At 70.2% G+C, this 18,115-nt stretch carries 20 protein-coding genes; 3 read left to right on the forward strand and 17 right to left on the reverse strand.

Annotation, left to right across the window (positions count from 1 at the left end):
- The first annotated feature begins 175 nt into the window (after positions 1-175).
- Positions 176-1,729 carry a Re/Si-specific NAD(P)(+) transhydrogenase subunit alpha gene (locus B6G06_RS07045; protein WP_081171722.1) on the forward strand — a complete coding sequence of 518 codons (1,554 nt, stop codon included), beginning with the start codon at positions 176-178 and terminating at the stop codon, positions 1,727-1,729.
- A 4-nt stretch (positions 1,730-1,733) separates the two neighbouring features.
- On the forward strand, positions 1,734-3,164 hold the full coding sequence (locus B6G06_RS07050; protein ID WP_081171725.1) for an NAD(P)(+) transhydrogenase (Re/Si-specific) subunit beta: 1,431 nt from the start codon (positions 1,734-1,736) through the stop codon (positions 3,162-3,164).
- A gap of 76 nt (positions 3,165-3,240) precedes the next feature.
- Here the strand turns inward: B6G06_RS07050 and glmM are convergent, their stop codons facing one another.
- The 4 genes from glmM to B6G06_RS07070 form a co-directional block, all read right to left on the reverse strand.
- Positions 3,241-4,596, reverse strand: coding sequence for a phosphoglucosamine mutase (gene glmM / locus B6G06_RS07055; protein ID WP_081171727.1), 1,356 nt, complete (start codon positions 4,594-4,596; stop codon positions 3,241-3,243).
- Positions 4,597-4,790: 194 nt separating this feature from the next.
- Complete coding sequence (gene rpsI, locus B6G06_RS07060) at positions 4,791-5,288, reverse strand: 30S ribosomal protein S9 (protein ID WP_080461921.1); 498 nt, start codon at positions 5,286-5,288, stop codon at positions 4,791-4,793.
- A gap of 43 nt (positions 5,289-5,331) precedes the next feature.
- Positions 5,332-5,775, reverse strand: a complete 444-nt coding sequence (gene rplM, locus B6G06_RS07065) for a 50S ribosomal protein L13 (protein WP_017177291.1) — start codon at positions 5,773-5,775, stop codon at positions 5,332-5,334.
- A gap of 250 nt (positions 5,776-6,025) precedes the next feature.
- A complete protein-coding gene (locus B6G06_RS07070; RefSeq protein WP_081171729.1) occupies positions 6,026-7,036 on the reverse strand; it encodes a tRNA pseudouridine synthase A in 1,011 nt (336 codons plus the stop codon).
- A gap of 174 nt (positions 7,037-7,210) precedes the next feature.
- Between B6G06_RS07070 and B6G06_RS07075 the strand changes: the two genes are divergently transcribed.
- Complete coding sequence (locus tag B6G06_RS07075) at positions 7,211-7,951, forward strand: ROK family protein (RefSeq protein ID WP_080461923.1); 741 nt, start codon at positions 7,211-7,213, stop codon at positions 7,949-7,951.
- A 158-nt stretch (positions 7,952-8,109) separates the two neighbouring features.
- Here B6G06_RS07075 and B6G06_RS07080 read toward each other — a convergent pair whose 3' ends face one another.
- The 13 genes from B6G06_RS07080 to rpsE all read right to left on the reverse strand — a co-directional run bounded on the left by B6G06_RS07080 (position 8,110) and on the right by rpsE (position 18,085).
- Positions 8,110-9,636 carry an Ig-like domain-containing protein gene (locus B6G06_RS07080; protein WP_081171733.1) on the reverse strand — a complete coding sequence of 509 codons (1,527 nt, stop codon included), beginning with the start codon at positions 9,634-9,636 and terminating at the stop codon, positions 8,110-8,112.
- Between the two features lie 255 nt (positions 9,637-9,891).
- Positions 9,892-10,617, reverse strand: coding sequence for a 50S ribosomal protein L17, sunset domain variant (gene rplQ, locus B6G06_RS07085; RefSeq protein ID WP_080461925.1), 726 nt, complete (start codon positions 10,615-10,617; stop codon positions 9,892-9,894).
- 31 nt (positions 10,618-10,648) lie between these two features.
- Positions 10,649-11,647 carry a DNA-directed RNA polymerase subunit alpha gene (locus tag B6G06_RS07090; RefSeq protein ID WP_080461926.1) on the reverse strand — a complete coding sequence of 333 codons (999 nt, stop codon included), beginning with the start codon at positions 11,645-11,647 and terminating at the stop codon, positions 10,649-10,651.
- 168 nt (positions 11,648-11,815) lie between these two features.
- Positions 11,816-12,217, reverse strand: coding sequence for a 30S ribosomal protein S11 (gene rpsK / locus B6G06_RS07095; RefSeq protein WP_017177296.1), 402 nt, complete (start codon positions 12,215-12,217; stop codon positions 11,816-11,818).
- Positions 12,218-12,284: 67 nt separating this feature from the next.
- Positions 12,285-12,659, reverse strand: coding sequence for a 30S ribosomal protein S13 (gene rpsM, locus B6G06_RS07100; RefSeq protein ID WP_080461927.1), 375 nt, complete (start codon positions 12,657-12,659; stop codon positions 12,285-12,287).
- A gap of 176 nt (positions 12,660-12,835) precedes the next feature.
- A complete protein-coding gene (gene rpmJ / locus B6G06_RS07105; protein WP_005987264.1) occupies positions 12,836-12,949 on the reverse strand; it encodes a 50S ribosomal protein L36 in 114 nt (37 codons plus the stop codon).
- Positions 12,950-12,981: 32 nt separating this feature from the next.
- On the reverse strand, positions 12,982-13,203 hold the full coding sequence (gene infA, locus B6G06_RS07110) for a translation initiation factor IF-1 (protein ID WP_017177298.1): 222 nt from the start codon (positions 13,201-13,203) through the stop codon (positions 12,982-12,984).
- A gap of 232 nt (positions 13,204-13,435) precedes the next feature.
- Complete coding sequence (map, locus tag B6G06_RS07115) at positions 13,436-14,341, reverse strand: type I methionyl aminopeptidase (RefSeq protein ID WP_081171737.1); 906 nt, start codon at positions 14,339-14,341, stop codon at positions 13,436-13,438.
- Between the two features lie 68 nt (positions 14,342-14,409).
- Positions 14,410-14,994 (reverse strand): adenylate kinase, encoded by a 585-nt coding sequence (locus B6G06_RS07120; protein ID WP_198939960.1) that lies wholly within the window; start codon positions 14,992-14,994, stop codon positions 14,410-14,412.
- Positions 14,991-16,280 (reverse strand): preprotein translocase subunit SecY, encoded by a 1,290-nt coding sequence (secY, locus tag B6G06_RS07125; protein ID WP_080461930.1) that lies wholly within the window; start codon positions 16,278-16,280, stop codon positions 14,991-14,993. Before secY ends, B6G06_RS07120 begins: the two co-directional genes overlap by 4 nt.
- A gap of 380 nt (positions 16,281-16,660) precedes the next feature.
- Positions 16,661-17,176, reverse strand: coding sequence for a 50S ribosomal protein L15 (gene rplO, locus B6G06_RS07130; protein ID WP_080461931.1), 516 nt, complete (start codon positions 17,174-17,176; stop codon positions 16,661-16,663).
- A gap of 1 nt (position 17,177) precedes the next feature.
- The gene (gene rpmD / locus B6G06_RS07135) at positions 17,178-17,381 is read right to left on the reverse strand and encodes a 50S ribosomal protein L30 (protein ID WP_017177303.1); all 204 of its coding nucleotides are present in this window, start codon (positions 17,379-17,381) and stop codon (positions 17,178-17,180) included.
- Positions 17,381-18,085 carry a 30S ribosomal protein S5 gene (gene rpsE, locus B6G06_RS07140; protein WP_080461932.1) on the reverse strand — a complete coding sequence of 235 codons (705 nt, stop codon included), beginning with the start codon at positions 18,083-18,085 and terminating at the stop codon, positions 17,381-17,383. Before rpsE ends, rpmD begins: the two co-directional genes overlap by 1 nt.
- Positions 18,086-18,115 lie beyond the last annotated feature (30 nt).

Below are 18,115 nucleotides of genomic sequence, written 5' to 3' on the forward strand. Positions count from 1 at the left end.
CGATGGTGCGGCGCCGCGGCCGCGCGCGCCACGGCCCGGCCCCGTCGGCAGTCCCGCCATGCCGACGGTCCTAGATGACCCCCATGATCTCCCCATTACTGTTGCGCCCACCACCGTCATGCCTGGGAGCCGCTCTCTTGGCGCCGCCGGGGCATGCCTGCTGAGAGGAGCCTCCATGCGCGTGGGAATCCCCTGCCAGGCGCCGGGCCATGCCCTGGCCGCCGCGACGCCGCGGACCGTCGCCCGAATCATCCGCCTGGGATACGACGTCGCCGTCGAGCGCGGCGTCGGGGAGGCGGCCCGCTTCCCCGATTCCGATTACGAGGAGGCGGGCGCTCTGCTCATCGACCGGGCGGGCGCGTGGGGGGCCGATGTCGTCGTCTCCACCGGGGCGCCCGGCACGGCCGAGCTCGACCTCATGCGCCCGGGCGCCACGCTCATCAGCCGCCTGGGCCCCGCGCGCAGCCCCGAGCTCCTCGATGAGCTGCGCCGACGCGGTCTGACGGCCCTGGCGATCGACACCGTGCCGCGCATCTCCCGCGCCCAGGCCATGGATGTGCTCTCGTCCCAGGCGAACCTCGCCGGCTACCGGGCGGTCATCGAGGCGGCCTCACGCTTCGGCCGTCTGCTGGGCGGGCAGGTGACGGCCGCCGGCAAGTTCCCGCCGGCCACCGTCTACGTCATCGGGGCGGGCGTGGCGGGACTCGCGGCGATCGGCACGGCTCACTCGCTGGGCGCCGTCGTGCGCGGCACCGACGTGCGCCCCGAGGTGGCCGACCAGGTGCGCTCCGTGGGGGCAGAGTTCGTGCCCGTGCCCACCGCGCAGGAGGTCTCCTCCGACGGCTACGCCAAGGAGATGAGCTCCGATCAGGCCGCCCTGGCCCGTTCCCTCTACGCCCGGGAATCGGCGGGCGCGGATATCGTCATCACGACGGCGAATATCCCCGGCCGCCGCTCCCCCATCCTCCTGGACCGCGCGGCCGTCGAGGCCATGCGACCCGGCTCGGTCATCGTGGACATGGCTGCCGCCAACGGCGGCAACACCGAACTGACCGTGCCGGGCGAGACCATCACCACCCCCGGTGGCGTCGCCATCATCGGAGCCACGGATCTGGCCGAGCGCCTCCCGGCCCAGGCCTCCCAGCTCTATGGGCAGAACATCGTCAACCTGCTCGCCCTCATGACTCCCGCCAAGGACGGGTCCCTCTCGCTCGACCTGGACGACGAGGTGGTCCGCGGCATCACCGTGTGCGCCGATGGCGAGCTCATGTGGCCGCCGCCGCCCATCTCGGTCTCGGCGCCGGCCGCGCCGGGTGCCGCGCCGTTGCGCTCCCCGGAGGAGGAGGCGGCCGAGCTCGCCGCCGCGGCCCGGGCCAAGGCGCGCTCCCGGCGGCGCCGCCTGGCCGGGCTCATGGTCTCCGCCGCCCTGGCAGCGGCTCTCGTCCTGGTCACGCCGGCCGCTGTGACCAGCCACTACATCGTGCTGGCCCTGTCCATCATCCTCGGGTTCCACATCATCTCCAATGTCACCCCGGCCCTGCACACTCCGCTGATGTCGGTGACCAACGCGATCTCCGGCATCATCCTGCTCGGGGCCATCTCGCAGGTCGGCAATGCGAACCCGCTCATCAGTGCCATCGCCTTCGTCGCGGTCGCGCTGGCCACGATCAACGTTTTCGGCGGCTTCGCGGTCACCCACCGCATGCTCGCCATGTTCAGGAAGGACTGAGCCGATGCACGCAGCACTCGCCCTGCCCTCCCCGGTGGCGCTGGCGTATATCGTCGCCGCGCTCCTGTTCATCGCCGCGGCGGCGGGCCTGTCACGCCATGAGACCGCCGTCATCGGCAACATCGCCGGGGCCGTCGGCATGGGGGTCGCCGTGGCGGCCGCCGTCGGCCTGGCGCTCACCTCCCACCCGGGCCGCGGCGTCGTGGCCACCGCGATCCTCATCGCTCTGGCCCTGGGGATCGGCGCGGTCATCGGCATGGTCCTGGCCGGGCGGGTCGCCATGACCGGCATGCCGCAGCTCATCGCCGTCCTCAACGGGCTCGTCGGCCTGGCCGCCGTCCTCGTGGGATACAACTCCTACGCCGCACCGGACGCCATGTCCCGCGCCCTCGGGGCATTCCACCTGGGCGAGGTGTTCCTGGGCGTTCTCGTGGGCGCCGTGACCTTCACCGGCTCGGTGCTGGCCGCCCTGAAGCTGTCCGGCAAGGTGCCGGGACGCCCCCTGGCCCTGCCGGGCCGCAACCTGCTCAATCTCGGGATGCTGCTCGTCTCCGGCGCCCTCATGATCGCCTTCATGCTCCTGCCCGAGCATTCGCCCGCCGCCTGGGCGTGCCTCGGAGTGATGACGCTCCTGGCGCTCATCCTGGGGGCGCACCTCGTGCTGGCGATCGGCGGAGGGGATATGCCCGTGGTGGTGTCCATCATGAACGCCTACTCGGGCTGGGCCTCCGCCTTCACCGGCTTCATGATCAACAACGACCTGCTCATCATCACGGGCACGCTCGTGGGATCCTCGGGCGCCTACCTGTCCTACCTCATGTGCCAGGCGATGAACCGCTCCTTCATGTCCGTGCTCCTGGGGGGCTTCGGCACCGAGGGGGCGACGGCGTCCGGCGCGTCGGCACCCGAGGGCGCGATCGTCGAGATCGACGCCGCCTCCTTGGCGCGCGAGCTGCAGTCCGCCCGGCGGGTCGTCATCACCCCGGGCTATGGGATGGCGGTGGCCCAGGCCCAGTATCCGGTGGCCGTGCTCACCGAGATGCTGCGCTCCCAGGGCGTCGAGGTGAGCTTCGGCATCCACCCCGTGGCCGGCCGCCTGCCCGGGCACATGAATGTCCTGCTGGCCGAGGCGAAGGTCCCCTACGACCTCGTTCTGGAAATGGACGAGGTGAACGACGACTTCTCGGATGTGGACGTCGTGCTGGTCATCGGCGCTAATGACACGGTCAACCCGGCCGCAGAGGAACCGGGTTCCCCCATCGCGGGCATGCCCGTGCTTCGCGTGTGGGAGGCGGGGCGCGTCGTCGTCTTCAAGCGCTCGATGGCCACCGGATACGCGGGCGTGGCCAATCCCCTGTTCTTCAAGGAGAACACCGCCATGCTCTTCGGCGATGCCAAGAGCACGGTGGAGGACATCATCCGCGCCCTCGACTGAGGCCGCGCCGCCCTTCGCGCGAATGGGGCGGGGCCCGGCATCACGCCGGGGCCCCGCCCCGCATCCATGACTCCCCTCAGAGCGCGAGGCGCTCCTTGACGACACCGGCGAGGCGGCCGGCGACGGCGTCGGCCTGCTCCTGGGTGGCGGCCTCCACCATGACCCGCACGAGGGGCTCGGTGCCCGAGGGGCGCAGGAGGACCCGCCCAGTCTCGCCGAGCTCGGTCTCCGCAGCGGCGACGGCGTCCTGGACGCCCTGGTCCGTGCCCGCAGCGCCCTTATCCACGCCCTTGACATTGATGAGGGTCTGGGGCAGGCGGGTGACGATGCCGGCGAGCTCGGCGAGGCTCTTGCCGCTGCGCTTGACGCGGGCGGCGATGTGCAGGGACGTGAGCACGCCGTCACCGGTGGTGGCGTGGACGGTGTCGATGACATGGCCGGACTGCTCGCCGCCGAGCGTGTAGCCGCCGGCGAGCATCTTCTCCAGGACATAGCGGTCGCCCACGCCGGTCTGGACGGTGCGGATGCCGTGGTCGCGCATGGCCAGGATGAGACCCAGGTTACTCATGACGGTGACCACGAGGGTGTCGGAGCCGAGCGTGCCGTCGGCCTTCATGCCCAGCGCCAGCAGGCCCATGATCTGGTCGCCGTCGACGAGGTTGCCGTCGGCGTCCACGGCGAGGCAGCGGTCGGCGTCGCCGTCGTAGGCCACGCCCATATCCGCGCCCACGGAGGGCACGTAGCGCTGGAGCTGCTCGGGGTGGGTGGATCCGCAGTCGGCGTTGATGTTGAGGCCATCCGGGGAGGCGTTGATGACGATCACCTCGGCGCCCGCGGCGCGCAGGGCGGCGGGGCCCACGGTGCTGGCGGCTCCGTTGGAGGCGTCGACGACGATCCGCAGGCCCGACAGGTCCGTGGCCACGGAGTCGACGAGGTGGTTGATGTAGTTCTGGTCGGCGACCGTCTCGCCTTTGATGACCCGGCCGACGTCGGCGCCGGTGGGGCGGTCCTCGATGCCCCCGAGCAGGGCCTCGATCTCATCCTCGACGGCGTCCTCGAGCTTGTAGCCGCCGCGGGCGAAGAACTTGATGCCGTTGTCGGGGAAGGGGTTGTGGGAGGCGGAGATCATGACGCCCAGGTCGATGTCCTGGGTGGCGGTCAGGTGGGCGATCGCCGGGGTGGGCAGGACGCCGACGCGGGTGACGTCCACGCCGGAGGAGGCCAGGCCCGAGCTGATGGCGTGGTCGAGGAACTCGCCGGAGGCCCGGGTGTCGCGCCCGACGATCGCTCGGGGCCGGGCGCCGCGGGAGCGCGCGCGGGCCTCCTTGGTCAGCACGCGGGCGGCGGCTTCGCCGAGCTGGACGGCGAGGGCGGGGGTGAGCAGGTCGTTGGCCAGGCCCCGAACTCCGTCGGTGCCGAAGAGTCGTGCCATGGATGGGCTCCTCTCGTGTCTGGATTCCGAGGAGCATCCTCCCACTGTCCGCCGCCTCGCGCACCGGCAACGACGCCGTGAGTGCTCCGAGTGCCATGACGGACGCCGCCCCGTCGGCCCCGCATGAGAGCGGGCGGACGGGGCGGCGTCGTCGATGAGGGGCGGCGGCGCGGGGGCAGCCGACCCGGAGCGGATCAGCGCTTGGAGTACTGCGGGGCGCGGCGGGCCTTGTGCAGACCGGCCTTCTTGCGCTCGACGATGCGGGCGTCGCGGGTGAGGAAGCCGGCCTTCTTGAGAGCCGGGCGGTTGGCCTCGCGGTCGATCTCGTTGAGGGCGCGGGCGATGCCCAGGCGCAGGGCGCCGGCCTGGCCGGAGATGCCACCGCCGTGGATGCGGGCCACGACGTCGAAGCGGCCTTCGAGATCGAGGATGGTGAAGGGGGCGCGCACGAGCTGCTGGTGCAGCTTGTTGGGGAAGTAGTCCTCCAAAGTGCGGCCATTGAGCGTCCACTTGCCGGTGCCGGGGATGAGCCGGACGCGGGCGACGGCCTCCTTGCGGCGGCCAAGGCCCGCCCCGGGAGCGGTGATGGACTGCCCGCGGCCCTCCACAGAGGTGCCGCCGGTCTCGGTGGTGTAGCTGGAGGGGGCGTTCTCCTCATCCAGCGCGTCGATGTCGACAGTGGTCTCAGCCACGATGTGTCCTTTGCTTGTCGCGGGGTGCCGAGCGCTGGAGCGCTTACTGGGCGACCTGGGTGATCTCGAAAGCCTGCGGGTTCTGCGAGGCGTGCGGGTGCTCGGGGCCGGCGTACACCTTGAGCTTCTTGAGCTGGGCGCGGCCGAGCTTGGTGTGAGGCACCATGCCCTTGATGGCCTTCTCGACGGCGCGCTCGGGGCGCGTCGCCAGCAGGTCGCGGTAGGAGACGGCCGTCAGACCACCCGGGTAGCCGGAGTGGCGGTAGGCGAACTTGCGGTCGGCCTTGCCATTGGTGAGGGCCACCTTGTCGGCGTTGATGATGACGACGTAGTCACCGCAGTCGGCGTTGGGCGTGAACTGCGGCTTGTGCTTCCCACGGAGCAGGTTCGCGGCCTGAGCCGCGAGGCGGCCGAGAACGACGTCGGTGGCGTCAATGACGTACCAGTTCTTCTCGACGTCGCCGGGCTTCGGTGTGTACGTGCGCACGGGCGTTGCCTTCGTTTCTCTTGGCGAGCGGTCACGTCGACGAGCGTTGAAGCGTCGCTGTTCGACGGGACCGCCATGGTCAGGTGAGGTGGTCGGAGCACTCGCGCCCCGGGGCGAGTGGGATGGCACCGCGGTTGCGCGTTCAGCGTGCTGCACGACGGTTACCCACATTACCGGCCCCTTGTCAGGGGGGTCAAAAGAAGGGACCGCGCTCCCGCCGTGAATCCCGCCACGCCCATGCCCGCCCCTCTCACCGAGACCGGTCTCGATCGTGATATCGACCGGTCTCGGCACAGGGGGCAGGGAGGGTTCGCAGGGCCCTGGCGCGCTCGGCCCGGTCGGCCAGCTCGTCATCCGCGGGGTAGCTCACCCGCTCCAGAGTGAGGCCATGGGCGGGGGCGACCGGCGCCGCGGCGTCCCGGCTCGCGCTCAGGAGGATCCGCGCGGGCCAGTCCTCATCCCTGCGCCCCTGGCCCACCGCGAGGCAGGCGCCCACGAGAGAGCGCACCATCGAGTGGCAGAAGGCGTCGGCGACGACGTCGAGCACCACGAGGCCCTCATCCGCCCCCTCGCGGCCGGTGGTGCCACCGGGGACGCGCGACCATTCCAGGCGCTTGAGCGTACGGATCGTCGTGGCACCCTCGCGGGGCTTGCAGTAGCCGAGGAAGTCGTGCTCGCCGAGCAATGGCGCGGCGGCGCGGCGCATGGCCCCGACGTCGAGGGCCTCGGGGATCCACAGCACGCTCCCCCGCCGCCCCGGATCCCGCGACCCGGCAGCGGGCCCGCCGTCGGCGATCCGGTAGCGGTAGGCGCGCTCGGTGGCGGAGAAGCGCGCATCGAAGCCCTCGGGAGCCTCGCGAGCCCCGTTCACGACGACATCGCTCGTCCCCCGCGGCGCGGTCCCCGCGCCCCCGCTGGCAGCGCTCTCGCGCGCTTCGCGGGCCAGGACACCGGCCAGCCGGGTCAGCAGCGCCTGCCCGGGAGCCCGGTCCGAGCGACCGGGGAGCGACCGCCAGGCCTCCTGCGCGACATCGAAGTGCGCGACCTGGGCCGCGGCGTGAACGCCCGCGTCCGTCCGCCCCGCGACGGTGAGCCGCACGGGAACGCGCAGCACCGTGCCGAGCGCCTCGGTGATCACCCCCTCCACGGTGCGCAGGCCCGGCTGCGCGGCCCAGCCCGCGAATCCCGCTCCGTCATAGGCCAGATCCAGCCGCACGCGCACCAGCGGATCGTCTCCGTTCGGCTCCTTGGAGTCCTCCATGCCCCTATTCGACCACGGGGCGAGCACCTCCCGAGTGGGCCGCGCCCCGGCCCTCGACCAACTCGGGGGCGTCGTCCCGAGCTTGGCGGTAGCGTCGCCCCCGTGAGCACGAATCCCGGAGTCCCGAGCCAGGCGAGCCGAGCAAGTCATCCCAGCCATTCCGCAGCGACCACGTTGTCCGTCGACTGCGGGGGCGGCGGCATCAAGGCCTCCGTCCTCGACGCCGAGGGAACCATCTGCTCTCGCGCCGTGCGCACGCCCACCCCCTACCCGCTTCCGCCGATGAAGCTGGTGGAGACGATCGCCGGCCTCGCTGAGCAGTTGCCCCGGGCCGAGCGGGTCACGGTGGGGATGCCGGGGATGATCCGCCACGGCGTCGTGGTCGCCACCCCGCACTACATCACGAAGGACGGCCCGCGCTCCAAGGTGCTCCCCGAGCTCGCCGAGGCGTGGCACCGCTTCGACATGGGCGCGGCCATCGCGCAGCGCCTCGGCCTGCCCTCGCTCATCCTCAATGACGCGGAGGTCGCCGGCGCCGGAGTCGTCACCGGCCACGGCCTTGAGATGATCATCACCCTGGGCACGGGCCTGGGCAACGCGGTCTTCGACAACGGCGTCCTGGCCCCGCACGTCGAGGTCTCCCAGGGCCCCGTCCGCTGGGGGCTCACCTACGACGACTACATCGGTGAGCACGAGCGACTCCGCCTGGGCGACGCCCACTGGTCGCGCAGAGTGCGCCGCGTCGTCGACGGGCTGCGCCCCATGTACCTGTGGGACCGCCTCTACCTCGGGGGCGGCAACTCCCGGAGGATCACGGCACTCCAGCTCACCCGCATGGGCGACGACGTCGTCGTGGTGCCCAATGAGGCGGGGATGACCGGCGGGGCGCGCTGCTGGACCATGGCTCGCCCCTGAGCCCGGCCGCGCCCGACGTCTCCCGCAACCAGGCGGGCCGGTCGCCCGCCTGGCCCGCCCGCCTGCCGCCGGAGACGCGAGGGGCCCACCCGGATGATCCGGGTGGGCCCCTCGTCCTCAGTCCGGGTCAGTTCTCACTGGCCGGGACCGTGTGGGGATCAGGCGCGGCGTCCGCGGCGGACCAGGAAGAGACCGCCACCGATGACGGCGCCCGCGATGAGCACCGGAACCACGATGCTGGCACCGGTCTTGGCCAGCGAGGGCTTGGAGGTGGGCTGGCTGGTGAACCGGGCCGGGGCAGCGGGGGCCGGAGCCGTGGGGCTCTTGGGAGCCTGGGCGCCGGGCTGCTGCAGGGCCGGAGCCGGAGCGGTCGGCATCGGGGCTTGAGCGGCGGCCTCGGTGGTGGCCGGGTCAGTCGGCATCGGGGCCTGGGCGGGGGCCTCGGTGGTGGCCGGGTCAGTCGGCATCGGGGCCTGGGCGGGGGCCTCGGTGGTGGCCGGGTCAGTCGGCATCGGGGCCGTGGTCTCGGGCGCCGACGCGGTGGTCTCCGGAGCGGGGGCCGTCGTCTCGGGCGCCGACGGCGTCGGAGCGGGGGTGGTCTCCCCGGGAGCGGACGGCGTGGCCGACGGCGTCGTGGTCTCCGGGGCGGAAGGAGGCGCGGTCGGCGGGGTGTTGCTGTCGTTCGGCGTGGTGGCCGTGGGGGTCGGCGCCGGGGTGGCGTTCTTGCCGCCCTGGGCGTTGCCGGAGCCGGCCTCGGTGGCGGTGATGCCGCTGCGCGAGAAGGTCTGGCCGTTCACCGTGGCGGTGTTGGCCTGAGCGGCCTTCGTGGGCTCAGTCGTGGTGTAGAAGCGGACGCGGCACACGGAGTCAGCGGACGGAGCGTCGAACTCGATCTGCTCCTGGGGCCAGCCGGGAGCGACCTTGACATCGGCGACGCCCTGGCCCTCCTGCCAGGAACCGGTGGTGCACAGGACGGAGTTGGCGATGTAGTTGGCACCCGGGTCCTTGACGACCCAGTGGGTGTTCTTGGCGCCGCCGGTGTTCTGGGCGCGCACCTCCCACATGAAGACGTACTTACCCTGTTCGTTGATGCCGTTGAACCAGCCGGACTTGAAGGGGTTGGCCTCAGGGTAGTTGGGCTTGACACCGTCGCAGCCGGTGTCACAGGTGCCATCGCCGTCGGAGTCGCCGAAGACGATGGGCACGGTGGTCGGACCGACCTTGACGGTGCTCCGCTTGAGGTCGATGCCCTTGTTGTTGATCTGGGCCTGGGCGGTGAGCGTGCCGTCGGTGAGCCTGTCCCACTTCTCCGCGCCGGCGGTCAGGGTGCAGGTCATGTCCTGAGAGCCGACGGTGAACGTGCAGTTGCCGACGTCGGAGCCGTCCTGGTCGAGGAGGTCGAAGGCGAGCGAGCCGTGCCACTCCATGCCCTCGCCGAGCTTGACGGTGAAGGAGTCTCCGGTCTTGGGGGCGTCGGCCTCCCACTTGGCCTGGAGGCTCACCTTGTTCCAGGCCTCAACGGTGACGCCGTTGACCGGGCGCTGGCGGGCCTCGGAGGTGACCTTGACGTCGGTCACCTTGATGTTGTTGGAATCGGCGGCCTGAGCCTGTGTGCTCACGGCGACGGGAACGAAGGCGCCTGCGGCAACGAGCGCGCCGGCGGCCAGAGCGGAAGACCGTCTCATGACTCTCCTCATGCGAATAAGGGACTGGTATGGCTGATCTGGGCATACCGCGCCCAAGGCGCGGCCACGCATCCAAACTAACGGAATCAGAGACAGATGTCTCGCCTACGTCACGGATTAACTGGCAGATCACATTTGCGTCACAGGATCCCGTGCTAGCGCAGGTCAGCAAGATTCCGCGAAATATACGGAGGGCTGGAGGCCTTGCGGCCCCCAGCCCTCCGTCAGGATGCGATGTGAATCACAGAAATGTGTTCAGGCGTCGACCTTCTGCGCGGCCGCGCCACCCGCGGGGGCGAAGCCGGCGGCCTCGGCCTCCTCCACGGTGGCGAACCAGACCTCTGCGACTGTGGCGTCGTACCAGCGCGAGCCGGGGACGTGATACTTCATCGAGTCCTCGTTGCCCTTGATGCGGTGCTCGTCGTCGGGAGCATCGGCGGAGCCCTCGTCGAGGTGGACGGCGCCGGCGAACGCGACCTTCTCGGCCTTCGCGCCGGTCTCCTGCGCGGCGAGCGCGGCCTCGCCCTTACCGCCCTTGGCCTCGGCCACGGCCTCCTGCGCGGCCTTCTTGGCGGCGGACTTGGCGGTCTTGACCGCGTCCTCGACAACGGCCTTCTTGGCCACCGGCTCGAGCACGAGGGAGATGACGGCCATGGGGGCGTTGTCACCCTTGCGGGGGGCGGTCTTGATGATGCGGGTGTAGCCGCCGTCGCGCCCCTCCATCTTCGGGGCGATCTCCTCGAAGAGGCGGTACACGGCGTACTTGTCCGTGATCTTCTTCATCACAGTGCGACGGGCGTGGAGGTCCCCGCGCTTGCCCTTGGTGATGAGCTTCTCGGCGTAGGGGCGCAGGCGGCGGGCGCGGGCCTCCGTCGTCGTGATGGACTCGTGGATGAAGAGCTGCCGGGCGAGGTTGGCCAGCAAGTGGCGCTCGTGCTGGGCGGACCCGCCCAGGCGGGGTCCCTTGGTGGGGCGAGGCATTGTTGTCTCCTAGATTGTGACGAGCCGGGGCTCAGGCCTGCTCGTCGCTGAAGGTGGGGTTGGTGTAGTCGTCCTCGGCGAGGTAGTCGAGGGGGGAGCCCTTGAGGGACAGGCCCAGCTCGGCGAGCTTGTCCTTGATCTCGGAGATGGACTTGGCACCGAAGTTGCGGATGTCGAGCAGGTCCGCCTCGCTGCGCGAGACGAGCTCGCCGACCGTGTGGATGCCCTCGCGCTTGAGGGCGTTGGAGGAGCGCGCCTGGAGGTCCAGCTCATCGATCATGAGGGCGAGGTCCTGCTGGAGGGCCTGGTCCATGGGCGACGGGCCCACCTCGATGCCCTCGGCCTCGACGTTGAGCTCGCGGGCCAGGCCGAAGAGCTCGACGAGGGTCTTGCCCGCTGAGGCGAGCGCGTCACGAGGCGTGATAGAGGCCTTCGTCTCGACGTCGACGATGAGTCGGTCGAAGTCGGTGCGCTGCTCGACACGGGTGGCCTCGACGGCGTAGGAGACCTTCTTGACCGGCGAGTAGATCGAGTCGACCGGGATCCGGGAGATCTCTGCGTTCGGGTCCTTGTTCTGGTTGGCCGAGACGTAGCCGCGGCCGCGCTCGACGGTCAGCTCGATCTCCAGCTTGCCCTTCTCGTTGAGGGTCGCGATGACCAGCTCGGGGTTGTGGACCTCGACGCCGGCGGGCGGGGTGATGTCGCCGGCGGTGACGGCTCCCGGGCCGGACTTGCGCAGGTACATGACGACCGGCTCGTCGTTCTCACTGGAGAGGACGATCTCCTTGATGTTGAGGATGATCTGGGCGACATCCTCCTTGACCCCGGGGATCGTGCGGAACTCGTGGGGGACCCCGTCGATGCGCACGGAGGTGACCGCGGCGCCCGGGATGGACGACAGCAGTGTGCGGCGCAGGGAGTTGCCCAGTGTGTAGCCGAATCCGGGCTCGAGGGGCTCGATGATGAACCGCGCGCGGCGGTTCTCCTCGACGACCTCCTCCGTGAGAGTGGGACGCTGTGCGATGAGCACTGTCGGTTTCCTTTCGTCGCGGCGCCCGCTATATGACGCCGTTCCTCATGGTTCTCGCCGCTGGGTCCGGACCTGCCGGAGCGGCGGCCCCGCGCGACGGGGCGGTGCACGGTTCGACGGCGCCCGCCGCACTGGGAGGGAGGGCGGGGCGCCGTCGAACCGACTGTCTCAGACGCGGCGGCGCTTCGGGGGGCGGCAGCCGTTGTGCGCCTGGGGGGTGACGTCCGTGATGGAGCCGACCTCGAGACCGGCGGCCTGGAGGGAGCGGATCGCGGTCTCACGGCCGGAGCCGGGGCCCTTGACGAAGACGTCGACCTTCTTCATGCCGTGCTCCTGGGCGCGGCGCGCGGCGGCCTCGGCGGCCAGCTGGGCGGCGTAGGGAGTCGACTTGCGCGAGCCCTTGAAGCCGACCTGGCCGGAGGAGGCCCAGGCGATGACGGCGCCCGCCGGGTCCGTGAGGGACACGATGGTGTTGTTGAAGGTGGACTTGATGTAGGCGTTGCCGTGAGTGACGTTCTTCCGGTCCTTACGACGCGGCTTGCGCACGGCGGTGCGGGTCTTCGGAGGCATTCTTCCTTCTTCTTCTCAAGATCGGGTTGCGCGGCGGGCATCGGCGCCCGGATCGCGGCTCAACTGCTTACTTGGCCTTCTTCTTGCCGGCCACGGTGCGCTTGGGGCCCTTGCGGGTACGCGCGTTGGTCTTGGTGCGCTGGCCGTGCACCGGGAGGTGACGTCGGTGGCGCAGGCCCTGGTAGCAGCCGATCTCGACCTTGCGACGGATGTCGGCCTGCACCTCGCGGCGCAGATCGCCCTCCACCTGGTAGGTGGAGTCGATGTGGCTGCGCAGAGCCACGAGCTCGTCCTCGGTGAGGTCCTTGACGCGGGTGTCGGGGTTGACTCCCGTTGCCTTGAGGGTCTCGTTCGCGCGGGTGCGACCGATCCCGAAGATGTAGGTGAGCGCAACCTCGACCCGCTTCTCGCGGGGAAGGTCGACGCCGGAAATGCGTGCCACGGTGGTGGTTCTCCTGTGTGCTCCCGGAGGTCGTCACCCACCTCCCCCGCCTCCTTCGGGCGGCCCCGGCCTCCAGGAACCGGGGGTTGCGCAGCGCTGGCCAGTAGGGCTCGGCGCTGATCGCTGGGGTGGGTGCTGATTGACGGCCACAGATCGCGTGGCCGGTGCGCGGGGGCTCAGCCCTGGCGCTGCTTGTGCCGCGGATTCTCGCAGATGACCATGACACGGCCGTGGCGACGAATCACCTTGCAGTTGTCACAGATCTTCTTGACGCTCGGCTTGACCTTCATGATTGTCCTCCGCCGGCCCGGGGGCCGACTTGTCACTTGTACCGATAGACGATGCGGCCGCGCTGGAGGTCGTAGGGGCTCATCTCCACGACGACGCGGTCCTCGGGGAGGATGCGGATGTAGTGCTGCCGCATCTTTCCGGAGATGTGCGCGAGCACGACGTGCCCGTTGCTCAACTCCACCCGGAACATCGCGTTCGGAAGGGCCTCGACGACCGATCCCTCGACCTCGATGACGCCGTCCTTCTTAGCCATGTTCCTCCGTCGGTTCTCTCGCTCGAGTTCTCCGGCGACGACGCCGCCGGTCGGGCGCGCATGCCCCGGCTCGACCGGAAGGGCCGGGTCAGGAGCGGTAGGCGCACCGAGGGCCAACGATACGACACCTCGATACCACACCACCACGCGGGAAGGAGCTCCCGGCCGGTGTTCCCGGACACATCGGCGAACGCGCGCTCGACGGCGATGGGCGGGGAGCGTCGAGACGCGATCAGCCGCGTTCGGGCAGGGGACGGGGCTCGATGCCGAAGGGCGCCAGGCCCTCGACCCCGCCGTCCGGCGCGGTGAGCACCCACACTCCTCCGGGCACGATCGCGACGGTGTGCTCCCACTGTGCGGCGCGCGAGCCGTCCTGGGTGACGACCGTCCAGCCGTCGTCGAGCTCGCGGACCTCGGGCCCGCCGGCGGTGAGCATCGGCTCGATGGCCAGCACCATGCCGGGGCGCAGCTTGGGCCCCTTGCGCTTGATCGAGTAATTGAGAACGTCGGGGGCCTGGTGCATGGCGGTGCCGATGCCGTGGCCGACGTACCCCTGGAGGATGCCGAGCCGGGCCTCGGGACGGCCCTGGCGGGCGGCCTCAGCCAGGGCGCGGTCCACGGTGGCCTCGACGGCGTCGCCAATGGCGTTGAGTCTCGCGGCGCGCCCGCTCGTCCGGCCCTCGGCGGCCCGGGCGACGGCGGCGATCGCCTCCCACAGCGCCTGGCGGGTGGTGGTGTCCAGGAGGCGATCGGAGGCCGAGGCGTACTCACCGCCGACCGCGGTGGTGAAGGCCGCATCGCCGTGCCACTGCTCGCCGCCGTCGAGGATGTAGGCGCCGCAGTCGAAGGTGACGAGGTCGCCCTTCTTCAGGACTCGCGGCCCGGGGATGCCGTGGACGACCTCGTCGTTGACCGAGACGCATACGGTGGCCGGGTAGTCGTAGTAGCCCAGGAAGTTCGAGTGCGCTCCGTCGGCCTCGATGGTGGCGGCGCACACGGCGTCGAGCTCGGCGGTCGTCACGCCCGGGCGGACCGCCTTTCTCAGGGCGGCGTGGATATCGGCGACGACGAGGCCCGCTCGCCGCATGAGCCGGACCTGGTCCGGGGTCTTGATCTCGATGTGCTCGCGCGCCAGCACTGCGCGCCCCCTCTCTCACAGGCAGTGGCGCGGGCCCGACCGGTTCCGCGCCACTGAGGATCGCCCGTTCAGGCCTTAACGCCCGCCGAGGCGAGGGCCGTCATGATGCGCTCGGTAACCTCGTCGATGTCGCCGATGCCGTCGACGCGCACGAGGAGGCCCTTGTCGGAGTAGATCGCGGCCAGCGGCTCGGTCTGCTCGGCGTAGACTTCGAGGCGGCGCCGGATGACCGGCTCCGTGTCGTCGGCGCGGTTCTGCTCGGTGGCGCGCTTGAGAAGGCGCTGGACGACCACCTCGGAGGCGGCGGTGATCTCCAGGACGACGTCGAGGGCGAGGCCCTTGGCGGCCAGCATGGAGTCGAGCTCGTGAACCTGGGCCTCGGTGCGCGGGTAGCCGTCGAGGAGGAACCCGGAGACGGCGTCGTCGGCGTCGATGCGGTCGGCGACCATGGCGTTGGTGACCGAGTCGGGGACGTACTCGCCCTTGTCCATGTACTCCTTGGCCTTGAGGCCGAGCTCGGTGGCGCCGGCGACGTTGGCGCGGAAGATGTCGCCGGTGGAGATGGCGGGGATGCCGAGCCGCTCCGAGATGCGGGCCGCCTGGGTGCCCTTGCCGGCACCGGGAGGGCCGAGGAGGACCATGCGTGCGCTCATGAGAGGAACCCTTCGTAGTGGCGCTGCTGGAGCTGGGAGTTGATCTCCTTGACCGTCTGGAGGCCGACTCCCACCATGATGAGGATAGTCGTGCCGCCGAAGGGCAGGGACTCCGACAGCCCCAGCTCGATGACAGCGAGGGTCGGCACGAGCGCGAGGACCACGAGATAGATCGAGCCGACGACGGTCACCCGATTGATGACGTAGGAGAGGTACTGAACGGTCGGCTCGCCGGCGCGGATGCCGGGGATGAAGCCACCGTACTTCTTCATGTTGTCCGCGATCTCCTCGGCGTTGAAGGTGATCGCCGTGTAGAAGAAGGTGAAGAAGAGGATGAGCAGGCCGTAGGCGACGAGATAGATCGTGTCCGTCTGACGCAGGTTCCGGCCCACCCAGGCCGCCCAGGAGCTGTTCGGGGAGAACTGGGAGACGAGCTGGGGCATGGCCAGGATCGAGGAGGCGAAGATGACGGGGATGACGTTCGCCGTATTGATCTTGATGGGGATGTAGGTGGTGGACCCGCCGTACTGGCGCCGCCCGATCATCCTCTTGGCGTACTGCACCGGGATGCGCCGAGTGCCCTGCTCGACGAAGACGACGGCGATCGTGGCCACGAGGATGACCGTGATGACGATGGCGAACTTTGAGACGCCGCCACTGCCGGTGATGATCGAGCCGAGGTTCTGAGGAAAGCGCGCAACGATCGAGGTGAAGATGAGCAGCGACATGCCGTTGCCGATGCCGCGGTCCGTGATGAGCTCGCCGAGCCACATGATCAGGCCGGTGCCGGCTGTCATGGTGACGATCATGAGGGCGAGGTTGACCGGGCTGCTGTTCGGGATGACGGGGACGGTGCAGCTGCGGAAGAGCTGGCCGTTGGCGGCCGTGGCCACGATGGTGGCGGACTGCAGAACGCCCAGGCCGATCGTCAGGTAGCGGGTGTACTCGGTGAGCTTGGCAGTGCCGGACTGGCCCTCCTTGTGGAGCTCCTCGAAGCGGGGGATGACCACGCGCAGGAGCTGGATGATAATGGAGGCCGTGATGTAGGGCATGATCCCCAGCGCGAAGACGCTCAACTGCAGCAGGGCGCCGCCGGAGAAGATGTTGATGAGGCTCAAGAGGCTCGCGTCCTCGGCCTGGCCCACGCAGGTCTGGATGTTCTTCAGGCTCACACCCGGCGTCGGCAGGACCGAGCCCAGGCGGAACAGGGCCATGATGCCGAGGGTGAAGAGGAGTTTCCTCCTCAGGTCAGGCGTCTTGAATGCCTGGACGAAGGCGCTGAGCACGCGGTCTCCTGTGAGCTCGGGGGATCGGCGTCGATTGGCCCTGCGGGCGCGACGGCGGACGCGCAGGTGCGCGCCGGGCTCACACTACCCCGGAGCAGGGGTCCCCTTCGAGGCCGTGACCCTATCGGAAGGCAAGGCGTGCATCACGCGCCGGGCTCCCGCCTCCCCCGGTCAGCTTCTCCCCCTCCCCTCACCCAGACCGGTCGAAAACAGCATCGAGACCGGTCCGGGCCCGCCGGTCGCCCCTCCCCCGGGCAGGGCGGCGCCCGACGCAGGGTCCGGAACAGGCCCGGCAGCGCCACGAGGCCCCGGTGAGGTGGGCCGGAACCCGCCCTCACCGGGGCCTCGCCTTGCTCGCCTGGAGCGGATCAGCTCTCCGATCAGTCCTCGGAGAGCTCGATCGTGCCGCCGGCGGCCTCGATCTTCTCCTTGGCGGAGGCCGACCAGGCATCCGCCTTGACCGTCAGCTTGACGGAGACATCCCCACCGCCGAGGACCTTGACCAGGTGCCCGTGGCGCACGGCGCCGGCAGCCACCAGGTCGGCCACCGTGACCGTCCCGCCGGAGGGGAACAGCTCGGCGATGCGGCCGACGTTGACCGGCTGGAACTCCACGCGGTTCGGGTTGCGGAACCCGCGGAGCTTGGGCAGGCGCATGTGCAGCGGCATCTGGCCGCCCTCGAAGCCGGGGCGCACCTGGTAGCGGGCCTTCGTGCCCTTGGTGCCTCGTCCGGAGGTCTTGCCCTTGGAGCCCTCACCGCGACCCACGCGGGTCTTGGCCTTCTTGGCGCCCGGGGCGGGGCGGAGATGGTGCAGCTTGACGACGCGCACCTTCTCCGTCGCGGACTCAGCGGCGCTCTCGGTGGCCTTCTCAGAGGCCTTCTTGGTGTCTGCCATCTCAGACCTCCTCAACGGTCACGAGGTGGTGCACCGTCGCGATCATGCCGCGAACGGTGGGGGTGTCCTCGCGAACAGTGGACTGACGGATCTTGCGCAGGCCGAGGGACTTGAGGGTCTCGCGCTGGCGGTGGGTGCCACCGATGCCGGAGCGGACCTGGGTCACCTTGAGCTGCTTCGTGCTCGCGGTCTTGGTGTCAGCCATCACGCCTCCACTCCTTCAGCGGCCTTCTCGGCCTCCTTCTTCTCCGCCTCGGCGCGCTTCTCAGCCTCTCCCTCGGCGCGGGCACGCAGCATGGACTGCGGGGCGACGTCCTCCAGGGGCAGGCCGCGGCGGGCGGCAACCGTCTCGGGCTGCTCGAGCCTCTTGAGCGCGTCGACCGTCGCGTGGACGATGTTGATCGCGTTCGAGGAGCCGAGCGACTTCGACAGGATGTCGTGGATGCCGGCGCAGTCCAGCACGGCGCGCACCGGGCCGCCGGCGATAACACCGGTACCAGGGGAGGCCGGGCGCAGGAGGACGACTCCGGCGGAGTCCTCGCCCTGGACCAAGTGGGGGATGGTGCGGCGGATCATCGGGACGCGGAAGAAGTTCTTCTTCGCGAACTCCACGGCCTTGGCGATCGCGGCAGGCACCTCCTTCGCCTTGCCGTAGCCGACTCCGACCGTGCCCTCGCCGTCACCGACGACGACCAGCGCCGTGAAGGTGAAGCGGCGGCCGCCCTTGACGACCTTGGACACGCGGTTGATGGTGACGACGCGCTCGATGTACTTGTCGTCGTTGCCGCGGCCGGAGTTGCGGTCACGGCGGTCATTGCGGTCACGACGGCCGCGGCTCTCGCCACGGCTCTCGTCGTTGCGGGCCGAGCCGTCGGACGACGCGGACCTGTCTCGCTGCGGTGCAGCCATCAGATTCTCCTTTGCTTTCTCGTCGTCTCA

The sequence above is a fragment of the Actinomyces gaoshouyii genome, assembly GCF_002076915.1.
Lineage (GTDB): Bacteria > Actinomycetota > Actinomycetes > Actinomycetales > Actinomycetaceae > Actinomyces > Actinomyces gaoshouyii.

Coding starts and splice junctions, on each gene's coding strand:
- B6G06_RS07045 (WP_081171722.1), top strand. CDS start 176: ATGCGCGTGGGAATCCCCTGCCAGGCGCCGGGCCATGCCCTGGCCGCC.
- B6G06_RS07050 (WP_081171725.1), top strand. CDS start 1,734: ATGCACGCAGCACTCGCCCTGCCCTCCCCGGTGGCGCTGGCGTATATC.
- glmM (WP_081171727.1), bottom strand. CDS start 4,596: ATGGCACGACTCTTCGGCACCGACGGAGTTCGGGGCCTGGCCAACGAC.
- B6G06_RS07070 (WP_081171729.1), bottom strand. CDS start 7,036: ATGGAGGACTCCAAGGAGCCGAACGGAGACGATCCGCTGGTGCGCGTG.
- B6G06_RS07080 (WP_081171733.1), bottom strand. CDS start 9,636: ATGAGACGGTCTTCCGCTCTGGCCGCCGGCGCGCTCGTTGCCGCAGGC.
- rplQ (WP_080461925.1), bottom strand. CDS start 10,617: ATGCCTCGCCCCACCAAGGGACCCCGCCTGGGCGGGTCCGCCCAGCAC.
- rpsK (WP_017177296.1), bottom strand. CDS start 12,217: ATGCCTCCGAAGACCCGCACCGCCGTGCGCAAGCCGCGTCGTAAGGAC.
- rpmJ (WP_005987264.1), bottom strand. CDS start 12,949: ATGAAGGTCAAGCCGAGCGTCAAGAAGATCTGTGACAACTGCAAGGTG.
- infA (WP_017177298.1), bottom strand. CDS start 13,203: ATGGCTAAGAAGGACGGCGTCATCGAGGTCGAGGGATCGGTCGTCGAG.
- B6G06_RS07120 (WP_198939960.1), bottom strand. CDS start 14,994: ATGAGCGCACGCATGGTCCTCCTCGGCCCTCCCGGTGCCGGCAAGGGC.
- rplO (WP_080461931.1), bottom strand. CDS start 17,176: ATGGCAGACACCAAGAAGGCCTCTGAGAAGGCCACCGAGAGCGCCGCT.
- rpmD (WP_017177303.1), bottom strand. CDS start 17,381: ATGGCTGACACCAAGACCGCGAGCACGAAGCAGCTCAAGGTGACCCAG.
- rpsE (WP_080461932.1), bottom strand. CDS start 18,085: ATGGCTGCACCGCAGCGAGACAGGTCCGCGTCGTCCGACGGCTCGGCC.